The organism is Sulfitobacter brevis (genome assembly GCF_900112755.1).
Taxonomy (GTDB): domain Bacteria; phylum Pseudomonadota; class Alphaproteobacteria; order Rhodobacterales; family Rhodobacteraceae; genus Sulfitobacter; species Sulfitobacter brevis.
In genome coordinates, this window is sequence record NZ_FOMW01000018.1 from 1 (window position 1) to 25,830 (window position 25,830).

Here is a 25,830-nt window from a genome sequence, read left to right on the forward strand (position 1 = left end):
CGCTGCATCGTTCTTCTGACGCTTGACGAAGGGTTTGACGTAAGCTGGCGGGATCAGACGCACTTCGTGGCCCAACTTGCCAATCTCACGGCCCCAGAAATGCGCGCCGCCGCACGCTTCCATAGCAACCAAGCATCGCGGAAGTTGGCTGAAAAACGCCAGAACCTGCGTCCGCCGTAACTTCTTGCGCAAAACCGCGTGGCCTGCGCCGTCAGCTCCATGCACTTGGAATACATTCTTCGCCAAATCGAGTCCGACCGTGATAATATCCGACATGACCGCTCTCCTTTTTGTGGATCATTGCAGACCCACCTTGGCACATCGATGCCGCCGGAGGGCGGTTACATCATCAAAGCCGGAACACGACCTACTTTGCCCAATTGTCCGGCAATCGTATCATCGATAGAAAGTTGTCTAAGTTTTTGCGATGTAAAGCTGTAGACACGACTATCTCCAGCGCTGGCCCACACTGGTCTTGATTGTTCTCTTACTACGAGAGCAACAACTGTTGTTCCACCCTTACCTTGATAGCCTTCGAACACCGCGTCGTTCGCATTGTTTAACGCCGAAGTGACCCAGTTTATCGTATTAGAAAATCTGTCAGCGGTAGAGATTAGTGATGAAACGAATGCTCCAATTGCTGTGGACGCACACTTCTCTCCTTCTCGCATTCCACCCATACCGTCAGCGACGACTACCGCAGTAAATTGCCTGCCATTGCTATCGCTAGCACGCACCCATACCGCTTTGTCCTGGTTATCTTGCCTTACGTTCCCAATCTCGCTGGCAAGCGCACCACCAAATAGCGCAACTCGTCTGAGACCATGATCTGATGTCTGCCTCAGAAGCCATTGTGATAGCGCATTTTCGACGAATGTTCCGTGCATTTTTTTCCTTGTAGATAGTGTTCTCATCTGAGTTGCGGGGCAACAAAAAGAAGGTCATTCGGCAGGTAGTTCTGGGATCAATCCCACAATATGTTGAGGCTGCCGATACTTACAACCATTCTTTCGATTTCGCTGATGCATAGGTCGGAACGATGGCAATCCGGCGAGATTAAAGCGTGCTTGGCTATCAAGGCATCTTTAAACTGAGATTGCATCCAGCGGCAACGCGACAGAGTACCAGAAGATACCAGTCGAAATGTGCCCTAAGTGCGTCCTATAAAAAGCAAAGGCTTAGCAATCGCTTGCTAAGCCTTTGAATTTATTGGCTCCGGCGGTAGGGATCGAACCTACGACCAATTGATTAACAGTCAACTGCTCTACCGCTGAGCTACGCCGGAACGGTCTGGGCGATATAGCAGCGGTATTTTGGGGCGTCCAGTGCGATTTGGACCTTAACCGGAATTTTTTTGTACGAGCTCGAAATCCGCTGTCGCATGCAAACTCCCTAACGGGGCAATAACGCCTTTACCGGTTAAATCTACCAAATGCGCCAATACGTTGCGGGTGGCGGCGCCAAGCAGGGAGGCGGGGGTGTCGGCGTAGATATGTGCGGCGAGGCTCGCAGCGGTGGCGGGCTGTTCCAACAACCGCTCAAGGATCGCAGCCTCACGCGTTCGACGGTGAGCGACAAGCCAGTCGAGGCGGGCGTTGGGCGCGTCAACAGGTGCCCCATGGCCAGGGTGGAAAATCCGCCATTGGCGCGATTGCAGCAACGCGCAGGAGGCCATGAAATCGGTCAGGTCGCCATCGGGCGGGGACACCAGCGAGGATGCCCAATCCATCACGTGATCGGCTGTAAAACAGGCATCCTCCCATGCGAGACAGAGGTGGTTGCCGATATGGCCAGGCGTATGTAGCGCCTCCAACGTCCACCCGTCGCCTTCGATCAGATCGCCGTGCGCCAGCGTAAAGTCGGGGGCAAACGCCGCATCTATCCCTTCGCCGCCGCCAATCAAGCCGCCCGCCGCCAGCGCGGCCATCACCTCCGACCGCCCAGCCGTCGCAGTGCCGAAGGCCAGAACCGGCGCGCCACTGGCCAGTGCCAGCGGACGGGCAAGCGGCGAATGATCAAGATGGGCGTGAGTGACTATGATATGGCTGATCCGTTGACCGGGTTGTACAGCAGCGAGAATCGCCGCCAAATGGGTCTGATCTTCTGGCCCTGGGTCGATCACGGCCAGATCAGTCTTGCCGAGTAGATAGGTATTGGTGCCGCGATAAGTCATTGGCGACGGGTTTGGGGCCACGATCCGGCGCAGCCCGGCCTCCAGAGTTTCGGCGATACCGACAGGGGGGTTAAAGTCGTCTGGTGGCAGCATGGTTTGACCTTTCCTAGCCTCGGTGGCGTGGCTAAGGTCTAGCCTATGTTGTTCACTTGGCTCAAACGCTATCTGCCGCGCGGAATTTATGGCCGTGCGGCGCTGATTCTGATGCTTCCGGTCGTGTTTCTGCAACTGGTTGTCGTCGTGATTTTCGCGCAACGCCATTTTGAAGGCGTGACGATCCAGATGACCAACACGGTACTGCGCGAACTGGCGGTGGTCATGCGCGCGGTCGATCGGGCACCAACCCGTGCTGCGATTGTGGCGCGGGTCAGGGCAGAGGCGGGGCCGCTTGATATTACTGTGACGCCGGTGGCGCGCACTTCAATTCCATCGGGCAACCGCATGGTATGGTACGATTACTCCGGCCGCGTCTTGGCCAAACGGCTCGCGGAAGAGCTCGAGAGGCTGCGGGCTGTCGATCTGCGGGACAGCAGCTCGGTCGTGCTGACTTTTGACACTGATAAAGGGCCGCTTGAAATCAAGTTTGACCGGCGCAGGATCTCTGCCTCCAATCCGCACCAGCTCTTTGTATATACCTTGTTTTTCGGGGTGGTGATGACGGTGATCGCCTCGATCTACCTGCGCAACCAGCTGCGTCCGATCCGTCGCTTGGCGCGTGCAGCCGAAGCTTTCGGGCGCGGGCGGCATGATCCTTATACGCCTGCCGGCGCGACCGAGGTGCGGGCCGCCGGAAACGCGTTTATTGACATGCGTGCCCGCATCGAGCGCCAGATTGAGCAGCGTACCATGATGCTATCAGGCGTGAGCCATGATCTGCGCACACCTTTGACGCGGATGCGACTTGAGCTATCGATGATGGATGAGGCAGAGACCGGCCCCTTGCTGCGCGACGTCGATGACATGCAAGGTATGCTGGACGAGTTTCTCAACTTTGCCAAAGGTGCAGCCGAGGGCGAACCTGAGCCGGTTGATCCGCGGGCATTGATCGCGCAGGTCGTCGAAGAAGCGCGGCGGGCAGGGCGCGATGTCACACTGTTGCCGTTTGAGGGGGAGGGCACCGGCAAGGTTAAGCTGCGGGTGGTGGCGATCCGGCGGGCGGTGGACAACCTGATCTCCAACGCAGTGCGTTACGGCACGCGCGCCGAAGTGTCGGTGATGCTGAGCGAGAAATCCTTGCGGATACGGGTCGAGGACGATGGCCCGGGTATTCCGGAGGATCAACGCACCGAGGCGATGCGGCCATTTTCGCGGCTCGATCCCGCGCGCAATCAAAACAAAGGCGGCGGTGTTGGTCTCGGGCTGGCGATAGCAAACGACATCGCACGGGCGCACGGCGGGGTGCTGCGTTTGGGATCGTCCCCCCAGCTTGGTGGTCTTCAGGCCGATATTGTAATGGCCCGCTAGGCGGGATCGAACGCGAGCCGCATTTGGTACGAGACGACCCAACGGCATGATTGCGAGGGACGTGGCAATTTGTCAGGCTAAAGAAAAACCCAAGCCGGAGCCGCACTATGACCCCTTATGACATGATCAAGAACCATCTCGACAGCGCCGTGCCATTTGCCCGCTATGTAGGCGTTCGGCTGATCGAGATATCGGATGGCAGCGCCAGCGCCGAGTTAGAGCAGCGCAACGAGGTTTCCAACCATATTCAGTCAATGCACGCAGGCGCGATGTTTACCTTGGGCGAAGCTGCGTCGGGAGCGGCAATGGCGGGAGCCTTGGCACCAGTGATTTTGCAGATGCGACCGGTGGCCTCGACCGGACGCATCGATTTTAAGAAGGTGGCGATTGGCACGTTGACCGCCCATGCCAAAACCAGCCAATCGGGCGCCGCGCTGATGGAGGCAATACGCCGCGACGGCAAGGTCGCCTTTGACGTCGCCGTCGATATCCGTGATGCAGCGGGTGATAAGGTGGTTGAAATGGTGGTGAACTGGTACGTCAGCGCGGCGCGGTAGACCAGATCAAGGGTATGTCCTGTTATTTAGACAGATATCTGCTTTTTTGAACATGTTTCCGCCGATACATCTGTACTAATTGATAGTTCACGGCGCTATTGTGGACAGCAGGAAATAAAGCTGGCATGAGAATTTTTTGCCAGTGGCCGACGGTCAAGGACCCGAAATGGAATCGAATGATAAAAGCCTTGGTGAACGGGCAGTAACGGACTTGCTTTCCGAGCAGAACGGTATCCATTCGCTACATCACAGGCTGCTGGAATTAACCCTACAGCAAGCGCCGTTGGATAACGTTCTCACCGAACTTGTGGAGGCGCTTCATGCGTTTATCGGGGCTGATCTGGCCTGTTCGATCCTCATCGCAGACGATCAGCAGGCCCGTCTTTTTCACGGGGCAGCAGTAGGGCTTTCTGAGGCTTACACACAGGCAGTGGACGGGATCGAGGTTGGCCCCGTGGCAGGTTCCTGCGGCACCGCGGCATTCCGCAAAGAAGCGGTCTTGGTCGCAGATATTGCCAATGATCCGCTTTGGGTAGATTTCCGGCATTTGATCTTGCCAGAGGGCATGAAGGCCTGTTGGTCGAACCCGATCATCGGGGCAGAGGGCGCGGTTCTGGGGTCCTTTGCGATCTATAGTCCCAAGGTTGGCCTGCCAGATCCAAAACTGATGAATTTTCTTGAGCTCGTGTCGCGCACCACGGCGCTCATCCTAGAGCGCTACGCCGCACAGACCACACTAAGCGAGCAAAAACGCTTGCTGGAGACGCTCGACCGGATCGGTGCGGGCGTCGCCGCCGAGCTTGATCTCGATACTCTGGTGCAGATGGTCACTGACGCAGGGGTCGAGCTGACCGGTGCGCATTTTGGGGCCTTTTTCTATAATGTCCTAAACGAAAGCGATGAAAGCTATATGCTTTACTCGCTGTCGGGCGTGGAGCGTGCAGCCTTTGCAGATTTTCCGATGCCGCGAAATACCGCAATCTTTGCCCCCACATTTGATGCAAGGGCATCGTGCGGTCCGACGATATCACGCTGGATCCGCGCTATGGCAAAATGGGCCCAACAAGGGCATGCCCAAAGGGCATTTGCCAGTACGCAGCTATTTGTCGGTGCCGGTGGTCTCGCGGTCAGGCGAGGTGGTCGGGGGGCTGTTTTTTGGCCATCCAGAAACTGAACGGTTCACCGAACACCACGAATTTTTGATGGATGGCATTGCAAATCAAGCGGCGACAGCCATCGACAACGCGCGCCTGTACCAGACCGCCCAACGCGAAATCGAGGTCCGGCGCAACACCGAGCGTGAGTTGCTAAAGACCCAGAACGACCTTGAAGCGGCGCAGGAACGGATCAAGCTGGCGCTGGAGGCCGGTGCGATCATCGGCACATGGATCTGGTATGTGCCCGAAGATATTATCACCGCAGATGAGCGCTTCGCGCGGGCTTTCGGGTTGGACCCGGCGCGCTGCCACGACGGGCTGCCGCTAAAAGACGCGACCTTGTCGATACACGTCGACGATGTGGCGCGGGTTGAAGCCGCGATCAACACGTCGCTGATGCGGGGCGGGCGCTACAGCGAAGAATACCGCGTGCGGCACGCCGATGGAAATTATCGCTGGGTTGAGGCAAATGGCCGTTGCCAGCTTGACGCCGAGGGTCAGCCCTTGCGTTTCCCGGGCGTGTTGATTGACATCGAACAACGCAAGCAAGTCGAGATTAACCTGAAACGGCGCGAGGCAGATCTGGCGCTCCTGTTGGACGCGACAGCTGACGGCTTTTATGCGGTCGATACTGAAGGAAAAACCACCCGGTGCAACGCGACTTTCCTGCGTATGCTGGGGTTCACATCCGAGGCTGATGTCGTCGGCAAAGAGCTGCACGACATTATCCATCACTCGCATGTTGACGGATCACATTACCCACCTGAGCAATGCCCGATCTACCGCGTTGCCCAAAGCGGCGATCTGGCGCATGTGGATGACGAAGTATTCTTTCGCACCGATGGCACGTCATTCCACGTCGAATATTGGGTCCGTCCGGTTATTTGGGAAGGGGAGTTGCAGGGCGCAGTGTGCAACATTGTCGACATCAGCGAACGCAAACGCGCGGAAAATGCCCGTCAACTTTTGCTTCAAGAGCTCAACCACCGCATTAAAAACCTGTTCTCGATCACCAATGGCATGATCCAGATGACGGCGCGCAACAGCACCGATGTGAAGCAGATGGCCAACGCGTTGAGCGGGCGGTTGATGTCACTGGCACGGGCGCATGACCTGATTGCGACGTCTATAACTACGAAATCCAGCACAGCAGGGCCAAGCCGGTTGCGCACGCTGGTCGAGACGGTGATGGAGCCACATGTGGGGTCGCGGTCCGCGGCGCTGAAAATGTCAGGGCCTGAGGTAAGCATCGGCCCTTCAGCAATGACCAGCTTGGCGCTGATCTTACACGAGCTTGCTACGAATGCCGCCAAATACGGCGCGCTTTCGGACCCCAACGGGTCTGTTTCGGTAATGTGGGAAATGTCGGACGAAGCGCTGACTTTGAGCTGGAAAGAAGCGGGCGGGCCGAAAGTTGCCGGGGCACCCGACCGTGAGGGCTTTGGCAGCCAGTTGGCGAGATTGAGTGCGAAAGGCCAGTTGGGCGGTGCGATCGAGTATATTTGGGAGCCCGCAGGCGTTGAGATTTTGCTGACAGTCGCGGCAGACCGGGTTGGTCGCTGAACGGGCGTTTAGCCGAAGAAACAGACCTAATTGATGTGGGCGCTTGGGGTTGCTGCCACATTACGCGCGGTTTGATCCGTTAAACTTTTCCATCAATTCCGCTCTAGCGGCACGCGGTTTTTACTCAATTGACGTACATACCAACCGTATGGTATGTACGCATTATGCCGAGAGCAACCAAAATAGAACCCGAGAGGGGCGGCGCCCGCACCCGCCTGTTAGAGGCAGCGCGGGATATCATCCGCCAGAAGGGGTTTTCAGGCACGACTGTCGATGACCTGTGCAAAGCCGCCGGAGTAACAAAAGGCGCCTATTTCCACCACTTCAGCAGCAAAGAGGCCTTGGGCGTCGCTGCGGCGGAATTCTGGGCCGACACCACCTCGGCGCTGTTTGCCCAAGCACCCTATCACAAGCCCGAAGACCCTTTGGACCGTGTGCTTGCCTATATCGATTTTCGCAAAGCGATTATCGAAGGGGACCCGGCCGAGTTTACCTGCCTTGTTGGCACAATGACGCAAGAGACCTTTCAATCTTTTCCCGCCATCCGCGACGCCTGCGCCACCAGTATCCTCGACCATGCCGCCACGCTGGAACCTGACATTGCGGCTGCGATGAAATTGCATGGCACCACAGCCTCGGACTGGACTGCGCAAAGCCTCGCGCGCCATACTCAAGCCGTTCTGCAAGGTGCGTTTATCCTTGCAAAAGCGACGAACGATCCCGCGGTCGCCCGCGAGAGCGTTGATCATCTCAAACGTTATATCCAGCTTCTTTTGGCCTAACCTTACGCATGAGGTAGCATCCATAAATATCTGATGTAAAATACTAAATTATTCAATTTTCGCCCATATATTCTTCGGAAACTTTCAGCAAACCAAAGGAGAAAAGCCATGTCTACACGTGAAGGAAGTCCGGTCTGGTATGAGTTGATGACGCAAAACCCTGACGCCGCGCAGAAGTTCTACAAACGCGTCATGGGATGGAAATTCGAGGAGATGCCTAATGATACGGGCGTTGATTACCGTGTCGCCTTGGCCCGAAAGAACGCTGTCGCTGGCGTGATGCGCGCGCCGGATCACGCGCAAGCTATGGGGGATAGATGGTTCTTCTACATCGGTGTCGATGACGTGGATGCCTCGGCACGCCAGGTCATCGCGCTTGGCGGGCGTGTCGATGTGGCGCCCACTGATATTCCTGATGTCGGACGTTTTGCGTTTTGCACCGATCCGCAAGGCGCCCATTTTTACGTGATGCGCGGCAATAGCCCCGAGCCAAGCAAAGCCTTTGCCCCGAATAAGTCAGGTCATGCCTGCTGGAACGAGTTGGTGACCACCGATCAAGCCGCTGCACTGGATTTCTATGGTAATCTGCTGGGCTGGGAGCATGGCGGCGCGATGCCGATGGGACCGGCAGGGGATTATACCTTCATCAACCTTAACGGCGAAATGATTGGCGGTATGATGGACGCGCCGGAGCCAAATACCGCGCCGTACTGGAATTTCGCCCTTCAGGTTCCCGATATCGACAAGGCCAAGACTGCGGTCGAAAAGGCGGGCGGGACGGTGCGGGCAGGGCCGATGGAACTGCCCGATAACAGCGGCTGGCTTATCCAGACAGATGATCCGCAGGGTGCAAAAATAATGTTTGTTGGCAAAAGAAAGGGCTGACCGTCATGGCCGAGAGCAAAAATATACATGCCCTGGTGCTTGAGCTCACGCTTGATGCGCCACGCGACAAGGTGTGGCGCTGCTGGACCGAGGCCGCGCTACTGCCGGAATGGTTCGCGCCCAAGCCCTTCACCACCGAGGTGGAGCGTCTCGACCTGCGGGTCGGTGGGGCCAACGTATTTATCCTGCGCGGCCCGAATGGAGAGGAATACCGCAATCCGGGTGTATATCTTGAGGTTGTTCCGAACGAGCGGTTGGTATTCACCGATGCCTATACCGAAGCTTGGATTCCTTCGGCAAAACCCTTCATGACAGCCGAAATCGCGTTGCGGGATGCCGAGCGAGGCAAGACGCAATATACCGCCACAGCCCGTCACTGGAGCGCCGAAGACCGCGAAAGCCATGAAAAGATGGGCTTCCGTGAGGGGTGGACGCAAGCTGCCCGTCAACTCGAGGCGCTGGCCAGAACGCTTTAGCGGAGCTGGGCAAAATCGGTAAAACAGGTCATCGCGCGGGGCTGACGTAGGTCTCGCGCACCCTGATATGATATTGGCACAATGAAGGTGTGGTGATGGCGGTAAAAAAGATTGTAGCGAATATTGCCACTGGTTCGGTCGCCGAAGTGCGGACTTTTTACGCGGATCTTTTCGGGTTGGAGGTGGTGATGGACCTCGGCTGGATCGTAACTCTCGCGTCGGGCGAGACTGCACCGACCCAGATCAGCGTAGCTTCAGAAGGCGGATCGGGCACCGAAGTGCCGGACATCTCGATTGAGGTAGATAACCTTGATGAAGTTCACAAAAGCGCGCAGTCGCTCGGCTATCAAATCACCTATCCATTGACTGATGAGCCTTGGGGCGTGCGGCGATTTTATGTCAAGGACCCATCGGGAAAATGCGTTAACGTGTTGTCGCACACATCGTAATTTGTGAAATGCGTGACTCTGCGGGAAAAGCCGCCAGATGAGAATTGACGCGCAGAAGCCGCGGGACCATCGGCCCGTCTGTGAACGACTCTTCGGTCGCGAGGATGCTCACCAGGTCATCGGCAGCTGGAGCCACGCCAACGGGTGCTTCTAGATTTCGCAAGCTGCGGTCGTACATCCAAGTGCCGCGCACTGGCAGGGCTTTTACAAGCGGAACTTCCCAAGGGCTTCCGGCGTTTCGTTTGTAACAAGAGCAAACAAAAACGCAGGACAGTATTCATGACCATGACTTCCACACGCTTTGTAAAAGTGTCGCTATTGGGGCTGAGCCTCGTCGGATTGCAGGGGCTGAGTGCCACCGCCGAAGTGTTGAGCGAAACCGAGCTTGAAGAGCTGCTCGCAAAAACGCCCGAGACTGCTGTGCAGAACGTGGAAAACGGCACATCTGCGCGGTCTGATGATATGCAAGCTACGGCGGCGTCATCACCCAAAAATGCTGTTGTCACAGCGGAAGAGATTGAAGCCGCGACCTATGATGGCGCACCCCTGGCCGAAGGCAGGACCGCGTTGACGGCCAAAGTCCAAATCTTGCTCGACCGCGCAGGCATCTCCCCCGGCGTGATTGACGGGTATTCGGGTGACATGTCGCGCACAGCAATCATGGCCTTCGAAGGACGGGCCGGACTTTCTGTTGATGGCGTCATGGATCAAGACGTATGGAACGCGCTTGGCGGGAGCGAAGCGCGGGCCCTGACCACAGTGCATGTCATTTCGTCCGACGACATTGCATCGCTGTCGCAAGATCCATTGCCCAGTGACTACGCCGAACTCGCCGAACTTGCTCACCTAGGCTACACCACTCCGGCGGAGATGATCGCTGAAACCTACCACATGGACGAAGACTTTCTGCGCAGCTTGAACCCCAATGCAAGCTGGACGACCGACGAAACAATCACAGTGGTGGACCCCGCCGTTCCGGGGGCTTCGGCGTCCTTTGCGATATCGCGGATCATCGTTGATAAAGTCCGCAGCAGGTTGGTGGCGCTGGATAACGATGGCGTCGTGCTGGCAGATTATCCGGTGACAGTAGGTTCAGACGGGACCCCGTCGCCCACCGGCACGCACAAGGTACGCGCCATTGCGATGAACCCGACTTACAGCTACAATCCCGATCTCAACTTTCAGCAGGGTGACAACACTGAACCGCTGACCTTGCCGCCGGGGCCAAATGGGCCCGTGGGTTCGGTATGGATCGACCTCGACAAACCGACATATGGGCTGCACGGCACGCCCCATCCGGACAAGCTGTTTACTAATCAAAGTCACGGGTGCGTCCGTCTTACCAATTGGGACGCGGCCGATCTTGCCGCCATGGTCAGCGCCCGTATGAGCGAGGACAATGCCGAGATCGAGGTAGTGTTCTCCGAGTAGGCGAATAATTTAGCGCGTACCGTGTACGAAAAAAGCGCCCCAGTGGGGCGCTTGTTTTTCCAGATCTGGTCGTCTGTACTTAGCCGCCCCAGCTGCGCACTGCGCCGCAATCCATATGGACGAAGTTTGAACCTGAATACCGGCCTACGCCGCCACCACTACAGGCGATCGCTGCTTTGGCCATCTGGTTAACCGACCGTGAGGCGAGCCGTAGATCAGCAGCCTGACCGTTCAGGTGTAGGGAATTCTTTGCCACACCGCCGGAACGGGAGCGCAACATTGCGTTGGTTTTCGGGCTGCGATACCCGGAAAGCAACATATAGGGTTCGTTGACGTCCAGAAGGTTATGCGAGGCTGCCATGATATCGATAGTGCGCAGATCGATGTTTTTCACATCATCAGTCCGCCAGTCGCGCATGAAGTAATTAATCTCTTTCACCGCGTCTTTGATATACTGACCTTCGATCCAGTAGATCATATCGATCCGCTCACCAGTGCGACCAGAGTACATGCGAACGCGGCGGATATCGCCGGCACCTCGCAGAAAACCTGCTGCATTGGAAAGGGTGGGAGTTGCTGCGACCGTTGTTGCCGCGAATGCACCCAATAGGGCGCGCCGGGTCATACCCGAAGAGCTGATGCCTGTCATGTAACCGTCCCGTTTCTGCCTATGTGTCCGTGATGTTACACGGGCACTTCATCTCATCCCCAGATGCAACATCGTTATTGCATAGGCCCAAAAGTGAACCAAGTCCTGAATCAGAAAGGTTCCAAATGACGACAATTTTAGGCGATTTTTTGCGCATTTGAGGCCAATCCCACGCAAATTCCTATAAAAATAGGTGTTTTGCCGCACCACGCACAGGTTTCTTTTGTTTTGCGCAAAACGTGAATGGACTTAGGTAACTGCTTTATTGCAAAGCGTATATACAGGCAAAGCTAAGAGTTTCACGTGGGGTAAAACATGCGGGCACATCAAAATCGACGCGGGTTCATGGCGGTATGCGCCGCTGTTCTGGGCTATACTACCTTAGCAACGCCCGTGCTATTGGCCACTCCCGCATTATTCCTTGCCACGCCTGTTTTCGCTCAGGTCACCGCTTTTAAACAGGCCGTTGCCGAAGCGGCGTCTGATGACAAGGATATCGCGAGCTTTTACCAGTCCAACGGCTACACGCCAATCTGGACCGGTGCTTCGGACGAAGACCGCGCCCGTCGTGGCGAATTGCTCCGCGCCATCGAAGGGGCGGGTGCACATGGCTTGCCAGCTGCGCAATATGATGCGGACGGCTTGCTCGCCATGCTTGCCGCCGCCCGCACCCCGCGTGACCGGGGCTTGGCCGAGGTCGAAATGACCCGTGTCTTCCTGAACTATGCCCGTGATATCCAGACCGGCGTGCTGGTGCCCAGCCGCATCGACCGTTTGATCGTGCGCGATGTCGATTATCGCGATCGCAGCAGCTATCTGACCGGGCTATCTGGCGAAAAGCCCGCAAAATACTTCCGCTCGTTGCCACCGCGCAGCTTGGAATATAACGCGCTGCTAAAAGAGAAGATGCTCATGGAGGCGCTTCTGCAACGCGGCGGTTGGGGTCCGGTTGTGCCATCGGGCAAGCTGGAACCGGGCAATCAGGGCAACGCGGTGATTTTGCTGCGCAACCGGTTGATCGCGATGGAGTATATGGAGCGGTCCAGCACCGTTACCTATGACGCCGAAATTACTGAAGCGGTCCGTACCTTCCAGGAGGCACATGGCCTGAACCCTGACGGGGTCGTGGGTGCGGCCACATTGGACCAGATTAACATCAGCGTTGAAAAGCGCTTGCAGTCGGTGATGGTAGCACTGGAGCGGGAGCGGTGGTTCAACACCGACCGTGGCAAACGGCACATCCTTGTAAACATCCCCGATTTCACCGCTAAGGTGATTGACGATGGCAAGATCACCTTCCAGACCCGTTCAGTCGTGGGCGCTGCCAGCGACGACCGTCCGACGCCGGAATTCTCGGATGTGATGGAATTTATGGTGGTTAACCCGAGCTGGTATGTCCCGCGCTCCATCGTCACTAAAGAATATCTGCCCGCATTGCAGCGTAACCGGAATGCCGTCAGCCATATCCTCGTCACGGACCGGAATGGTCGCACCGTCAATCGTGGTGCGGTGAACTTTAATAGTTATAGCGCGCGGACCTTCCCGTTTTCGATGCGCCAGCCGCCCAGCAATACCAATGCGCTAGGGCTGGTGAAGTTCATGTTCCCGAACAAGTACAATATCTACCTGCACGATACCCCTTCCAAAAGCCTGTTTGCCAAGGATGTGCGCGCGTTCAGCCATGGTTGTGTGCGGCTCGCGGATCCGTTTGATTTTGCCTATGTGTTGTTGGCCAAACAGACCGACGACCCGGAGGGCACTTTCAAACGCGCCCTGAATAGCGGGCAGGAATCGCGGATCAATCTGGTTGATCCAGTGCCGGTTCACCTGATTTACCGCACTGCAGTGACCAATGCGCGCGGGCACACAGAATATCGTGCCGACGTTTATGGCCGCGATGCGCGGATCTGGGACGCGCTGGCAAAGGCAGGGGTGGTCTTGAACGGCGTTCAGGGGTAATCCATGACCCCATGAAACCGGGGATAGAGCATGGATTATAGTGTCAAAGAAATCGCGGCAGCCCTCGGGGCTGTTGCTGTCGGTGATACGACACGCAAGATCGCCCGTGCCGCCGAACCTGCCACCGCAGGACCTGCGGATCTGGCGCTTGCGATGAATCCCAAATATGCCGAAGGACTTGCCGCCAGTGCCGCCAAGGTGGCGCTGCTGTGGCCTGATGCCGATTGGCAGTCTTTTGGTTTGGAAGCGGCAATCTTGCCGGACCGCCCGCGTTTTGCAATGGCGGGGCTGACGCGGATGCTGGATGCGGGGCAGGGTTTTGCCAATGGTATCCACCCCTCGGCCGTGATCGACCCTTCCGCCGAGCTTGGCGAGGGCGTATCGGTCGGCCCGCTCGCCATTATCTCCGCAGGGGCCAAAATCGGTGCCCGTAGCGTGATCGGCCCGCACTGTTTTGTCGGCCAGGATGTCACGCTGGGCGCGGACGCCTATCTGCGCGAGCAGGTCAGCATCGGCGCGCGGGTGCAGATCGGCGCACGCTTCATTGCCCAACCGGGGGCGCGGATCGGCGGCGACGGTTTTTCCTTCGTCACCGCCGAACCCAGCACCGTCGAGGCGGCGCGCCATAGCCTCGGTGATCAGGGTGACGCAAAACTGCAACCTTGGGCGCGTATTCACAGCCTCGGCGCCGTGACCATCGGTGATGATGTGGAAATCGGTATGGGCGCGACCATCGACTGTGGCACGATCCGCAATACGGTGATCGGGGATGGCAGCAAGTTGGATAATCAAGTGCACCTTGGCCATAATGTTGTCGTCGGGAAACACTGTCTGCTCTGTGGTCAGGTCGGTGTGGCAGGATCGGTCACTATTGGCGATCATGTGGTGCTGGGCGGGCAAGTCGGTGTCAGTGACAATATATTCATCGGGGCCGGCGTGATTGCCGGTGGCGGCACCAAATTAATGACCAACGTGCCAGCGGGGCGTTCGATGTTGGGCTACCCCGGAACGCAAATGGACAAGCAGGTCGAGAGCTATAAGGCCATGCGCCGCTTGCCACGCTTGCTGCGCGATGTCGAGGCGCTGAAGAATGCCGTTTTCAAATCGGGCAAGGCTGACTAGACCAGCCACACGGAAACTCAAAGGAGAGTGTAGAGATGAGCGTTGAAAATCAGGTCATCGCGATCATCGCCGAACAGGCTGTGCTGGAACCGCAAGACGTAACGCTGGACAGCACCCTCGAAAGCCTCGGCATCGACAGCATGGGCGTGGTCGAGAGTATTTTCGCCATCGAGGAGGCGTTCAACATCTCGGTGCCCTTCAATGCCAACAACCCTGCGGACTCTGAGTTCGATATCTCCAGCGTCGCCAGCATTGTCGCCAGCATTAAACGCCTGCAAGCCGAACAGCAGGGCTAGGCGATGAAGCGCGTGGTGATCACCGGGGCAGGCACGATCAACGCGCTGGGGCATTCGGTGGCCAGCACGATGGCCGCGATGCGCGAAGGCGTCTGCGGCATCGGCGCGCTTGATTTTCGCGATGTCGCGCGTCTGTCTATCCAGATTGGCGGGCAGGTGCGCGGGTTTGAGACAGCAGGCCGTTATAACCGCCAGCAAATCTCGCTCTATGACCGGTTCACCCAATTCACACTGGCCGCCGCAAAGGAGGCGATCGAGCAATCCGGCCTGAGCTTTCACGGTGAGCTTTCGGCGCGCTCGGGCGTGGTGCTAGGCACAGCGGGGGGGGGCGTTTCGACATGGGACGACAACTACCGCGCCGTTTATGAAGAGGGCAAAAACCGCGTGCATCCATTCGTGGTGCCCAAATTAATGAACAACGCCGCCGCCAGCCATGTCAGCATGGAATATAACCTCAAAGGCCCGTCCTTCACCGTGTCGACCGCCTGCGCGTCCTCCAACCACGCAATGGCGCAAGCCTTTGCCCTTGTGCGCTCCGGCATGGCGCCTGCCATGGTCACCGGCGGATCGGAATCCATGCTGTGTTTTGGTGGCGTCAAAGCGTGGGAAGGCTTGCGCGTGATGAGCCGCGATGCCTGCCGTCCGTTCTCGGCCAATCGCAACGGCATGGTGCAGGGCGAAGGCGCGGGCGTTTTCGTCTTTGAAGAATACGAGCACGCCCGAAAGCGCGGGGCGGATATATTATGTGAGGTCGCAGGTTTTGCCATGACCTCGGACGCCAGCGACATTGTCATGCCCTCCAAAGCAGGCGCCGCGCGGGCAATGGCGGGTGCGTTACAGGATGCAGGCATCAACCCCGATGAGGTAGGCTATATCAACGCGCATGGCACTGGCACCGCGGCGAACGACAAAACCGAATGCGCCGCCGTCGCAGATGTTTTCGGCCCGCATGCCGACCGGCTGATGATCTCCTCGACCAAATCAATGCACGGCCATTTAATTGGTGGCACCGGGGCGGTCGAACTGCTGGCCTGTATCATGGCCCTGCGCGACGGGGTGATCGCACCCACCATAGGCTATGAAGAGCCCGATCCTGAATGTGCGCTGGATGTAGTGCCCAACGAGGCGCGCGACGCCAAGGTGAATGTGGTACTTTCAAACGCCTTCGCTTTTGGCGGGATGAATGCTGTCGTGGCTCTGCGTCGCCTGCAATAGAAGTTAAAGGACACGCTGCGTTATAAAAAAGGGCCACCCGACGGGCAGCCCTTTTTGGTTTAATAGCGAGGTCAGACCGTCGGCTTACTGCTCGATGACTGAAGCTTTGTCATAGCTGGCCGTGAAGCCTTCGAGCGAAAGGGTCAGCTCAACGGTCTGATCAGGCGCGAGCGCTGGAACGATCGTCACTACAGCCTGCTTGCCGCGCTTGAACGCCGCCACATCCGCCGCCGTCAAACCCAGACGGGCATAGCAGCCGACAGGGTTACAAAACGCGTAAGGATACCGGCGCGCCTTGCCACCATCCACGGCGATGTTCAACTGCTGTGGCAAAGCGGTTTCAAGGGGTACAACAATGGTCGCACCCGCTTCGGCCTTGCCGCCATTTGGCAGGCGGAACAGGGAGACTTCGGCAACAGGATTGCCTTCGCCATCATCCAGCAACTGGTACATCTGGCAGGGGTCTTTTTCCTCTTCCGTTTTGATGCAGCGCATATCCCACGCACCAATGGTCTCGGCGGTATAGGGCTGGCCCAAATCCGGGTCCTTGTCGGCATCCTCACCCATCGGCAATTCGTTGGCGAGCGTACCGGCTGGCGCCTGTTCGGCGGGGGCTGCAGGCTCGGTTGATGTGGCCGGCGCTGTCTCTTCGGTCGCGGGTGTTTCTGGTGTCGTGGTTTGTGCAAATGCGCCAACCGCACCGAAGTGCGCCAAAGCAACACAGACGGGCAGGGCGGAAAGAAACTTGTTCATATGAAATCCAGGCTTGTTACGTTACCGCCCCTTAACATGGCGCGTGCCGCTTGTCAGCGCCGGATAGTACGTCCGCACCCACGCCGCAGCAAAATCTCGCTGATCAAAAAATAATTTCGCCAAACGAAAAAGAGGGCAACCAACCGGTGCCCTCTCTCCCGTATTTCTTTCTCCCCGTCGGACTGGGCCGACTTATCGCTGAGACGTTACGAAAGGGCTTGCCGCAGGTCAACAGGAAATTTGCACTTCCTCGCGGCGACTTAATCCCTATGCGATCCAATAATTTACGGTACATTTACCATAAAAAAGGGCCGCACCCGAAGGCGCGGCCAGTCTAACAGGGAGGAAGTGCCCCAAGCCAAAAAGGACATGATGACCTGAGACAATTACACTATGGCGCCGAAAAGTTAAGTTTGTATGCTCTTTAGGAACGCAAAACCCCACGCGACAAAGGACCTGCATGTGACGGACGGAATATTTATCGGCGGCGGCGGCACGGATTACGCGACCAAACAGTTTCTCAGCCTCGGCTATGCTAACCGCCACGGGCTGATCGCGGGGGCCACCGGCACCGGTAAAACAGTGACGTTGCAGATCCTCGCTGAAGGCTTTTCTGCCGCTGGCGTGCCGGTATTTCTCTCGGATGTTAAAGGCGATCTCTCGGGTCTGGCCAAGGCTGGCAGCCCGCAGGCCAAGCTGCATGTGCCCTTCACCGAGCGCGCCGCGAAGATCGGCTTTGATGATTTCGATTACGCTGCCTTTCCGGTCACTTTTTGGGACATCTTCGGCAAACAGGGCCATCCGGTACGGGCCACAGTCTCCGAGATGGGGCCGCTGCTTTTGGCCCAGCTTTTGCAGCTGAGCGAAGCGCAGGAGGGCATTCTCAACATCGCCTTCCGTGTCGCCGATCAAGACGGCCTGCCGTTGCTGGACCTCAAAGACCTGCAAGCCTTGCTGGTCTGGGTCGGCGAAAACGCTAGCGAACTTGCCCTGCGCTACGGCAATGTCTCGGCCGCGTCGGTGGGCACGATCCAGCGCCGCTTGCTGGTGCTTGAAAATCAAGGTGCCGCCCAGCTTTTCGGTGAACCGGCGCTCGCGCTCGACGATCTGATGCGCACCGATGCGCAGGGCCGCGGCATGATCAACATTCTCGCCGCTGACCAGCTGATGGGCGCGCCAAAGCTCTATGCCACCTTCCTGCTGTGGCTGCTGTCCGAGCTTTTCGAAGAACTGCCCGAGGTTGGCGACCCGGACAAACCAAAACTGGTATTTTTCTTTGACGAGGCGCACCTGCTCTTTGACGATGCTCCCAAAGCACTGGTCAACAAGGTCGAACAGGTCGCGCGGTTGATCCGGTCCAAGGGGGTGGGGGTTTACTTCATCACCCAAAACCCCGCCGATGTGCCCGACGACATTCTGGGCCAGCTTGGCAACCGCGTCCAACACGCGCTGCGCGCCTTCACGGCCAAAGACCGCAAAGAGTTGCGACTGGCCGCGCAAACCTACCGCGAGAACCCGCGCTTTGACACCGAAGAGGCGATCCGCGAAGTTGGCGTCGGCGAGGCGGTGACCTCGTTCTTGCAGAAAAAGGGCATTCCCGGCGTGGTCGAGCGGACCCTGATCCGCCCGCCATCCTCGCACCTCGGACCGCTGGACGATGCCGAGCGTGCGGTGCTTATCGCCGCTTCTGAGATGGCGCAAAAATACGGCACTGTGCTGGATCGCGACTCCGCTTTTGAAATCCTGCAAGCCCGCACCGCACAGGCTGCGAAAGAAGCCGAGCAAGCCGAACTGGCCGAAGAGAAAGCCGAAGCCGCCGAGGCTGAAAAAGCCCGCGAATTCAACAGCGCCCGACGCTATGGCGGCGGCAGCACCACATCGCGCCGCAGCACTCGCAAATCCAGCGAGGGCTTCGGCGGCGCCATCGCCAGCGTTGTGATCAAGGAACTTAAAGGCACCACAGGCCGCCGCATCGTGCGCGGCATCCTCGGCGGGCTCTTCAAGGGCCGCTAATACCAGACGTAAAAAGGGCGCGGTCGGCCTCAGCCCCGCGCCCTGTTCTCTCTTTTTGACCTTAAATACCGCTGTGCGACCCTGCGTTAAAACACAGCGCCCGAGGGACTATTTCTCGGGTATCAACCCGCGCGGGCTGAACCGCAGCACCAAAAGCAGCACCAACCCCATCGTCATCAACCGCATATGCGCTGCACTCTCGATCAGGTGGTCTTTCAGCGCCGAGCCGTCCGCCATGCCGTAGGTGATTACATTCATCAGCCACAGGCCCATCGGCTCAACCTGAACCCACAAGAACCAGATCAAAAACCCGCCGAGCACCGCGCCAAAGTTGTTGCCCGATCCACCGACAATCACCATCACCCAGATCAAAAAGGTAAAGCGCAACGGCTGATAGGTGCCCGGCGTCAACTGGCCATCCATGGTGGTCATCATCGCACCTGCAATGCCGCAGATCGCGGACCCGAGGATAAACACCTGCAAATGCCGCGCAGTGACGTCTTTGCCCATCGCTTCCGCTGCGACTTCGTTATCGCGGATTGCGCGCAACATACGGCCCCAAGGCGAATGGAGCGCCCGTTGGCTTAGCCACAATAGGGTCAGCAAGACCGCCGCAAACAAAAGGATATACAGAAACTTCACCCAGAGTGTTGACCCTTCAACCGGATCAAACCCAAGGCTCGCCGCCCGTGCGACAAATTCGGGGCTGTTTTGCAGATCAATCTCGTAAGGCACCGGACGCGGCACGCCGATCACGTTTTTAACGCCGCGCGTCAGCCAATCTTCGTTTTTAAGCACGGCGATGATGATTTCGGCAATGCCCAGCGTCGCAATCGCCAGATAGTCCGACCGCAACCCCAGTGCCGCCTTGCCAATCAACCAAGCCGCCGCGCCGGCAAACAACCCGCCCACAGGCCAAGCCAGCAAAACCGGCAGGCCCAGCCCACCAAGATAACCGGTATTCGCAGGGTTAATGGCTTCAACCCGCTCCACCGCCGGATCTAGCAAGGCGCGGAACACAAAGAACCCGACGACCAGCACTGCTAGCACCGCCAGATTGCGCAGCCATCCGGCCTGCATCCGCTTCATCATCACCACGGCGATGATAATCGTGCCCGCGCCCATCAGCAGGGCCCCGACAACAGCGAAACCACCCGTCGTCCATGCGCCTTCGGTGCGCGGCATGCCGACCAGCACAGCGGCCAAGCCACCCAAAGCGACAAAGCCCATGATGCCAACGTTAAACAGCCCCGCAAACCCCCACTGCAGGTTCACACCCAAGGCCATAATCGATGAAATCAGCCCCATCGCGATAATCAGCAGCGCCGAGTTCCAGCTGTTAAATATGCCAACATAGACGATAAGCGCCGCCACCACGGCAAAGAGTACGGTGTTCTTGAGTGTCTGGCTCATGTCGATTGCCCCTTGAACAGGCCCGTAGGTTTGATCAGCAAAACGATCAGCAGGATCACAAAGCTGACCGCGAATTTATAGTCGGTGGACATCAACTGCACCAAACCGTCCGGCTCCATGCCATTTGGCATCACATAGCCAATCACCTTCTTCCATGCGTAGGTCACGGTGACCTCGCTGAAGGCGATAATAAAACCGCCCGCAATCGCGCCCAGCGGATTGCCTAGACCGCCTACAATCGCGCTGGCAAAGATCGGCAGCAAAAGCTGGAAGTAGGTGAACGGTTTGAAGGATTTATCCAGCCCGTAGAGCACACCCGCCGTGGTGGCGAGGCAGGCCACGATGATCCATGTGATCATCACCACCCGTTCCGGGTTGATCCCCGAAAGCAACGCCAGGTCTTCATTGTCGGAATAAGCCCGCATTGACTTGCCCGAGCGGGTTTTGTTGAGGAACCAGAACAGCAAAGCCACCACGATGATTGCCGTAACGATGGTGATTGCTTGGGTTGTTTTGAACGACAACCCTTCCTCAAGGCCGGTCATCGCTTTGAAATCGCGTGCCGAGATTATGAAACGTTCTCCGTCGAGAAAGTTCTTATCGTCAGCGCCGATGATAAAGCGGGTAATGCCGTTGTAGATAAAGGTCACACCCAGCGACACGATCACCAGAATGACCGGTTTGGCCTTCTTTTCGCGGTAAAACCGATAGACAACACGGTCGGTCCCCAGCAACAGCAAGATTGTAAAGACGATGCCAAAGGGCAGGGCCAGCAAGGCCGTGGGCAGAACCCCGAGGCTCAGCCCCCAAGACTGGAACAGCCAGGTGACCAGCAACGTGGCCATCGCCCCCAGCGCCATTGTGTCGCCGTGGGCAAAGTTCGAAAACCGCAGGATGCCATAAACCAAAGTCACCCCCAGTGCCCCGAGGGCAAGCTGTGAGCCATAGGCAATGCCCGGGATCAGGACATAGTTGGCAAGCGCGACGATTGCGTTGAGAAGATCCATCAGTAAAATTCCTCGCATGCGCCGGATGCGGCGGGCCGCGTGGCGAATGGACATAGCGTCCGGTCGGACCGGACAGGCTGGGGCAGGGTGGGCAGGGTCATCATCCTCATCCTCCCAAGAAGCTTTTGCGGACTTCCGGATCGGCCAGCAGTTCCTTGCCGGTGCCGGTAAAGGCATTGGCGCCTTGCACCAGCACAAACCCCTTATCTGCGATCTCCAACGCCTGACGGGCGTTCTGTTCGACCATCAGGATCGGAATGCCGGTACGCGCCACTTCGATAATCCGGTCGAACAGCTCGTCCATCACAATCGGGCTGACACCGGCCGTCGGCTCGTCAAGCATCAAGACCTTGGGTTGGGTCATCAGCGCGCGGCCCACGGCCACCTGCTGACGCTGTCCGCCTGAAAGCTCGCCGGCGGCCTGAAAGCGTTTGTCCTTAAGGATCGGAAACAGATCGTAAACCTGCGCCAGTGTATCCCTGAAATCATCGCGGCGGATAAAGGCCCCCATTTCAAGGTTTTCCTCCACCGTCATCGACGTGAAGATATTCGAGGTTTGCGGCACAAAGCCCATGCCCTTGGCCACACGGTCCTGCGGGCTGAGATTGGTGATGTCCTCGCCATCGAGCCGCACATGGCCTTTGCGCATGTCGAGCATGCCAAAAACCGCCTTCATCCCGGTTGACTTGCCCGCCCCGTTGGGGCCGACAATGACGGCGATCTCGCCCTTTTCAACAGAAATCGTGCAATCGTGCAGGATATCGGGGCCATTGCCGTAACCTGCGGTCATGCTGTCGCCTATCAGGAACGGGCCGCCGGGGGCGTCAAAGGATTTGCCGGTCGATTTCGGCATCACCGATCCCATGCCTTTAGGATTCCCAATGGAGACATCCTTGTTGCCCCGATCACCGTATGCATCACTCATAACTGCCTCTTTCCGGCGCAGTCACATGGCGCCCGTCTTCTTGTGTCTTGCGAAGGGTGCCAGCAGCGCCGACCCGAAAACCGGTCACGCCTGTCGCTGTCACGCTTTGCACATCTAAATCCTGAATTTCGACAAACCCGTGCGGGTGCTGCCGCATCACGCGCCGACCTTGTCTTTGTGTTTGAGACCTGTGCCGAGATAGGCTTCGATTACCTGCTCGTTGGCTTTGATCTCGGCCAAGGTGCCTTCGGCCAGCACGTGGCCTTCGGCCATACAGATCACCGGATCGCAAAGCTTGCCGATAAAATCCATGTCGTGTTCAATGACCACAAAGGTATAGCCGCGCTCTTTGTTGAGCCGCAGGATCGCGTCCGCGATGGTGTTGAGCAGAGTGCGGTTCACGCCCGCGCCGACTTCATCCAGAAACACAATCTTGGCGTCGACCATCATGGTGCGGCCAAGCTCCAACAGCTTTTTTTGACCGCCCGAAATTTGTCCGGCTTTCTGATCCGCCAAATGGGAGATGGTCAGGAATTCGAGAACCTCGTCGGCCTTGGCCCGCAAGGCGCGCTCTTCATCGGCGATGCGCCGTGTGCCGAACCAAGTGTTCCAAAGGGTTTCGCCCGACTGGTTGCCGGGCACCATCATCAGGTTCTCGCGGCAGGTCATCGAGTGGAATTCATGCGCGATCTGGAAGGTGCGCAGCAGACCCTTGTGGAAAAGCGTATGGGGCGGCAGACCGGTGATATCCTCGCCATCCATAAAAACCCGACCCGTGGTCGGTTTAAGAACACCTGCGATGACGTTGAAAAGCGTGGTTTTTCCTGCGCCGTTTGGGCCAATCAATCCGGTGATTGATCCGCGGTCGATGTTCAGGCTTGCGCCGTCCACCGCGTGGAATCCGCCAAAATGCTTATGCAGGTCTTCAACGACGATCATGTGTTCGTCACTGTGGCTCATGTTACTATCCCTGTCGTGCGCCAGCCTTGGGACTGGTCGTTATATAGGGGTACAGCCCGGATTTCTCCGGGCTGTACCACGTCTTCAGACATACATTACGGCTTACTTGAAACCAACAGTTTCAATCTTGCCGTCTTTGACTTCGATCATCCGGTAGGTGCCAGCGGCTTCACCGGCGCCGACAAGTTCGACCGCCGATGCGCCGACGTAGTCGATGTCGGTGCCCGCTTTGATCAGCTCAAGCGCTTTGCCCAGCTCGCCAGGATAGATCTTCTCGCCCGGAGCGTTAGCCACTTCGAGGATCTTTTCCTTATAGACGGCAGGATCGGTAGACCCTGATGCCTGCATTGCCAGCATAAACAGCGCCGCTGCGTCATAGGCTTCGGGTGTGTAAGGTGATGTCGCCTCAAACGCGCCGTCAACCATCTTGATCAGCGTTTCAATGCCCTGACCTTCGGAACCAGCGATCTGGCCGTAGGAGCCATCAAGGTCCGGACCGATGTTTTTGGGCAGGTTTTCACCAATCATACCGCCCGGCAGACCGAATGTCTCCCATGCGCCCGCGTCCAGCGCGGATTTGATGATACCGGCACCACCTTGGTCAAGATATCCTGCAACAACCAGCAGGTCACCACCGGCAGATGCCAGCGCGCCGATTTCGGCAGAGTAGTCTGCTTTACCGTCTTCGTGGGCTGCAACGATCGTGACTTCACCGCCCGCAGCTTTGAACGAGGATTCGATCGCGTCGGCCAGACCCTTGCCATAGTCGTTGTTGGTATAGGTCAGCGCGATGGATTTCACGCCACGCTCGTTCAGGATCTCGGCCATAACTTCGCCTTCGCGGGCGTCAGAGGGCGAGGTGCGGAAAAACAGACCGTTGTCTTCCATTGTGGACAAACCGGGTGAAGTGGCCGAGGGCGAGATCATTACCATGCCATTGGGGATTGCGACGTTCTGCAACACCGCACCGGTGACGCCGGAGCAATCCGCACCGATGATGCCGCTGACACCGTCCGCGATCATCCGCTCGGCAGAGGCCACAGCCAGACCGTTGTCGATACAGCCGGAATCACCGCGCACGGAGGTCACCTTGGTGCCGTCCATGAACATGCCACTGTCGGTGACTTCTTTCATCGCCATTTCGGCGCCGCCTGACATCGGGCCGGTCAGTGATTCAATGGGGCCAGTGAAACCGAACAGAACGCCCAGTTTGACTTCTTTTGCGTGTGCGTCGGCAAAGGCGTTTGTCGCCAGTAGCGCCGTGGCCGTTGAGGCCAGAAGCAGCTTTTTCATTTTTTTCTCCCTAGTTGGAACATAATGTTCGCAATCGAGGTTAGGGGGTGGTCTGATAAAAGAAAAGTGATTTTTCAGGCCTGTTTCGCCAAAAATGTGGGGGCCCGGCAGAGAGAAGTGGAGAATTCCGTCACTAAAGCTAACTGAAATGGAACATCTCTCCAGAATGAGGTTGATCTGATGCGGATTCCGAAAATTCTTACCGGTTTTCTGCCTGCGGTGGCGGTTGCGCTCTGTTGCACAGCACCCGCCTCGGGCCAGCAAAATATGATGATAGAACCAATGATTTCGGGGCTAGAAAGTCCATGGGCCGTAGCGCCCTTAACGGATCAATCTGCCTTGGTCACCCTGAAAGGCGGAGATCTGATGTTTGTCAAGGCCGGCGAGGTGACACGCGTCTCGGGCGTGCCGGAGGTCGTAGACGAGGGGCAGGGTGGCTTGCTCGACGTCACATTGGCGATTGACTTTGACACCACGCGGGAAGTGTTTCTCACCTACGTGAAAGACCAGGGCGGCGGTAGTATCGGCACAGCCCTGGCGCGGGCGCGGCTGTCGGCGGATGCCAGCGCGCTCGAGGACGTGGCCGAGCTTTTTGCCATGCAAACCGGCACCCGTGGCGGGCGGCATTTCGGGTCGCGGGTGGTGCAGGCAGCAGATGGCATGTTGTTTGTCACGATTGGTGAACGCGGTGACCAGCTTGCCGCGCAGGACCTCAGCCGTCACAATGGCAAGGTGATCCGGTTAAACCGCGATGGCTCGGTCCCGCAGGACAATCCCTTTGTCGGCCAGAGCGGTGCACGACCCGAAATCTGGTCGTATGGGCATCGCAATCCGCAAGGCGCGGGATTTGATCTTGAGGGAAATCTTTGGGTGTCGGAACATGGGGCCAAGGGCGGCGACGAGGTGAACAGAATCGAAAAGAGCCGCAACTACGGCTGGCCGGTAATCTCCTTTGGCGTGCATTATTCAGGCGCGCAGATCGGCGAAGGCAGCGCCAAGGAGGGGATGGAGCAGCCCGGATTCTATTGGGACCCATCCATCGCGCCCTCTGGCTTGATGGTTTACTCCGGCAAGATGTTCCCCACGTGGCAGGGGGATATCTTTGTCGGCTCGCTCAAGTTCGACTATATCGCCCAACTTCGGGGGGAGCCACTTGTCGAGGTGGCGCAGATCAAGACTGACGAGACCCTGCGCGTGCGCGATATTGTCGAAGCCCCCGACGGGGCGATCTGGTTCATTTCAGAGATTAACGGCGCGGTTTACCGGATTTTCCGGTAACTCCGCTTGG

The 25,830-nt window shown here is 57.7% G+C and carries 25 protein-coding genes, 1 tRNA gene and 1 pseudogene; 15 read left to right on the forward strand and 12 right to left on the reverse strand.

Annotated features, from left to right (window positions below; all coding sequences use genetic code 11):
- From BM174_RS17935 to BM174_RS17950, 4 genes and pseudogenes are all read right to left on the reverse strand, one after another.
- Window positions 1-276: pseudogene (locus tag BM174_RS17935) on the reverse strand (IS110 family transposase); the annotation flags it as partial.
- A 65-nt stretch (window positions 277-341) separates the two neighbouring features.
- Complete coding sequence (locus BM174_RS17940) at window positions 342-887, reverse strand: PP2C family protein-serine/threonine phosphatase (protein WP_093925224.1); 546 nt, start codon at window positions 885-887, stop codon at window positions 342-344.
- A gap of 323 nt (window positions 888-1,210) precedes the next feature.
- A tRNA-Asn gene (locus BM174_RS17945) sits at window positions 1,211-1,285 on the reverse strand.
- 54 nt (window positions 1,286-1,339) lie between these two features.
- Window positions 1,340-2,266 (reverse strand): MBL fold metallo-hydrolase, encoded by a 927-nt coding sequence (locus BM174_RS17950; protein WP_093925225.1) that lies wholly within the window; start codon window positions 2,264-2,266, stop codon window positions 1,340-1,342.
- Window positions 2,267-2,311: 45 nt separating this feature from the next.
- Between BM174_RS17950 and BM174_RS17955 the strand changes: the two genes are divergently transcribed.
- From BM174_RS17955 to BM174_RS17995, 9 genes are all read left to right on the forward strand, one after another.
- Entirely contained in the window at window positions 2,312-3,637 is a 1,326-nt protein-coding gene (locus BM174_RS17955) for an ATP-binding protein (protein ID WP_093925226.1), read from the forward strand.
- 107 nt (window positions 3,638-3,744) lie between these two features.
- Complete coding sequence (locus BM174_RS17960) at window positions 3,745-4,194, forward strand: DUF4442 domain-containing protein (RefSeq protein WP_093925227.1); 450 nt, start codon at window positions 3,745-3,747, stop codon at window positions 4,192-4,194.
- 166 nt (window positions 4,195-4,360) lie between these two features.
- Window positions 4,361-5,368: a GAF domain-containing protein gene (locus tag BM174_RS21260; protein ID WP_093925228.1), complete on the forward strand. Its 1,008-nt coding sequence runs from the start codon at window positions 4,361-4,363 to the stop codon at window positions 5,366-5,368.
- On the forward strand, window positions 5,265-6,914 hold the full coding sequence (locus BM174_RS21265; RefSeq protein WP_093925229.1) for a PAS domain S-box protein: 1,650 nt from the start codon (window positions 5,265-5,267) through the stop codon (window positions 6,912-6,914). The genes BM174_RS21260 and BM174_RS21265 overlap by 104 nt, the downstream gene beginning before the upstream one ends.
- Window positions 6,915-7,078: 164 nt before the next feature.
- Window positions 7,079-7,696 (forward strand): TetR/AcrR family transcriptional regulator, encoded by a 618-nt coding sequence (locus tag BM174_RS17975; RefSeq protein WP_093925230.1) that lies wholly within the window; start codon window positions 7,079-7,081, stop codon window positions 7,694-7,696.
- Window positions 7,697-7,804: 108 nt separating this feature from the next.
- Window positions 7,805-8,581, forward strand: coding sequence for a VOC family protein (locus BM174_RS17980; protein WP_093925231.1), 777 nt, complete (start codon window positions 7,805-7,807; stop codon window positions 8,579-8,581).
- 5 nt (window positions 8,582-8,586) lie between these two features.
- On the forward strand, window positions 8,587-9,057 hold the full coding sequence (locus tag BM174_RS17985) for an SRPBCC family protein (protein ID WP_093925232.1): 471 nt from the start codon (window positions 8,587-8,589) through the stop codon (window positions 9,055-9,057).
- A 95-nt stretch (window positions 9,058-9,152) separates the two neighbouring features.
- Window positions 9,153-9,506, forward strand: coding sequence for a VOC family protein (locus BM174_RS17990; protein ID WP_093925233.1), 354 nt, complete (start codon window positions 9,153-9,155; stop codon window positions 9,504-9,506).
- Window positions 9,507-9,785: 279 nt separating this feature from the next.
- Window positions 9,786-10,937, forward strand: a complete 1,152-nt coding sequence (locus BM174_RS17995) for a L,D-transpeptidase family protein (RefSeq protein ID WP_245766440.1) — start codon at window positions 9,786-9,788, stop codon at window positions 10,935-10,937.
- 79 nt (window positions 10,938-11,016) lie between these two features.
- On the opposite strand, the gene mepK is transcribed toward BM174_RS17995, so the two are convergent.
- On the reverse strand, window positions 11,017-11,586 hold the full coding sequence (gene mepK, locus BM174_RS18000; protein ID WP_093925234.1) for a peptidoglycan L,D-endopeptidase MepK: 570 nt from the start codon (window positions 11,584-11,586) through the stop codon (window positions 11,017-11,019).
- 315 nt (window positions 11,587-11,901) lie between these two features.
- Between mepK and BM174_RS18005 the strand changes: the two genes are divergently transcribed.
- The 4 genes from BM174_RS18005 to BM174_RS18020 are packed head-to-tail and all read left to right on the forward strand — an operon-like array spanning window position 11,902 to window position 16,178.
- Window positions 11,902-13,545: a L,D-transpeptidase family protein gene (locus BM174_RS18005; protein ID WP_245766441.1), complete on the forward strand. Its 1,644-nt coding sequence runs from the start codon at window positions 11,902-11,904 to the stop codon at window positions 13,543-13,545.
- Between the two features lie 30 nt (window positions 13,546-13,575).
- Window positions 13,576-14,667 (forward strand): UDP-3-O-(3-hydroxymyristoyl)glucosamine N-acyltransferase, encoded by a 1,092-nt coding sequence (gene lpxD, locus BM174_RS18010; RefSeq protein ID WP_093925235.1) that lies wholly within the window; start codon window positions 13,576-13,578, stop codon window positions 14,665-14,667.
- A gap of 35 nt (window positions 14,668-14,702) precedes the next feature.
- Window positions 14,703-14,963, forward strand: a complete 261-nt coding sequence (locus tag BM174_RS18015; RefSeq protein ID WP_093925236.1) for an acyl carrier protein — start codon at window positions 14,703-14,705, stop codon at window positions 14,961-14,963.
- Window positions 14,964-14,966: 3 nt separating this feature from the next.
- Window positions 14,967-16,178 carry a beta-ketoacyl-[acyl-carrier-protein] synthase family protein gene (locus tag BM174_RS18020; RefSeq protein ID WP_093925237.1) on the forward strand — a complete coding sequence of 404 codons (1,212 nt, stop codon included), beginning with the start codon at window positions 14,967-14,969 and terminating at the stop codon, window positions 16,176-16,178.
- 84 nt (window positions 16,179-16,262) lie between these two features.
- On the opposite strand, the gene BM174_RS18025 is transcribed toward BM174_RS18020, so the two are convergent.
- Window positions 16,263-16,931 carry an invasion associated locus B family protein gene (locus BM174_RS18025; RefSeq protein ID WP_093925238.1) on the reverse strand — a complete coding sequence of 223 codons (669 nt, stop codon included), beginning with the start codon at window positions 16,929-16,931 and terminating at the stop codon, window positions 16,263-16,265.
- 462 nt (window positions 16,932-17,393) lie between these two features.
- Here BM174_RS18025 and BM174_RS18030 point away from each other — a divergent pair, with 462 nt between their 5' ends.
- Window positions 17,394-18,944 carry a helicase HerA-like domain-containing protein gene (locus BM174_RS18030; protein ID WP_093925239.1) on the forward strand — a complete coding sequence of 517 codons (1,551 nt, stop codon included), beginning with the start codon at window positions 17,394-17,396 and terminating at the stop codon, window positions 18,942-18,944.
- Window positions 18,945-19,052: 108 nt separating this feature from the next.
- Here BM174_RS18030 and BM174_RS18035 read toward each other — a convergent pair whose 3' ends face one another.
- The 6 genes from BM174_RS18035 to BM174_RS18055 all read right to left on the reverse strand — a co-directional run bounded on the left by BM174_RS18035 (window position 19,053) and on the right by BM174_RS18055 (window position 24,542).
- The gene (locus BM174_RS18035) at window positions 19,053-20,357 is read right to left on the reverse strand and encodes a branched-chain amino acid ABC transporter permease (protein ID WP_093925240.1); all 1,305 of its coding nucleotides are present in this window, start codon (window positions 20,355-20,357) and stop codon (window positions 19,053-19,055) included.
- Window positions 20,354-21,364: a branched-chain amino acid ABC transporter permease gene (locus tag BM174_RS18040; RefSeq protein WP_093925241.1), complete on the reverse strand. Its 1,011-nt coding sequence runs from the start codon at window positions 21,362-21,364 to the stop codon at window positions 20,354-20,356. Before BM174_RS18040 ends, BM174_RS18035 begins: the two co-directional genes overlap by 4 nt.
- Window positions 21,365-21,470: 106 nt before the next feature.
- Window positions 21,471-22,289: an ABC transporter ATP-binding protein gene (locus BM174_RS18045; RefSeq protein WP_093925242.1), complete on the reverse strand. Its 819-nt coding sequence runs from the start codon at window positions 22,287-22,289 to the stop codon at window positions 21,471-21,473.
- Window positions 22,282-22,446 (reverse strand): hypothetical protein, encoded by a 165-nt coding sequence (locus BM174_RS21160; RefSeq protein WP_177209521.1) that lies wholly within the window; start codon window positions 22,444-22,446, stop codon window positions 22,282-22,284. The genes BM174_RS18045 and BM174_RS21160 overlap by 8 nt, the downstream gene beginning before the upstream one ends.
- Window positions 22,446-23,228, reverse strand: a complete 783-nt coding sequence (locus tag BM174_RS18050; RefSeq protein WP_093925276.1) for an ABC transporter ATP-binding protein — start codon at window positions 23,226-23,228, stop codon at window positions 22,446-22,448. The genes BM174_RS21160 and BM174_RS18050 overlap by 1 nt, the downstream gene beginning before the upstream one ends.
- A 123-nt stretch (window positions 23,229-23,351) precedes the next feature.
- A complete protein-coding gene (locus tag BM174_RS18055) occupies window positions 23,352-24,542 on the reverse strand; it encodes an ABC transporter substrate-binding protein (protein WP_093925243.1) in 1,191 nt (396 codons plus the stop codon).
- A gap of 180 nt (window positions 24,543-24,722) precedes the next feature.
- Here BM174_RS18055 and BM174_RS18060 point away from each other — a divergent pair, with 180 nt between their 5' ends.
- Window positions 24,723-25,820, forward strand: coding sequence for a PQQ-dependent sugar dehydrogenase (locus BM174_RS18060; RefSeq protein ID WP_093925244.1), 1,098 nt, complete (start codon window positions 24,723-24,725; stop codon window positions 25,818-25,820).
- Window positions 25,821-25,830 lie beyond the last annotated feature (10 nt).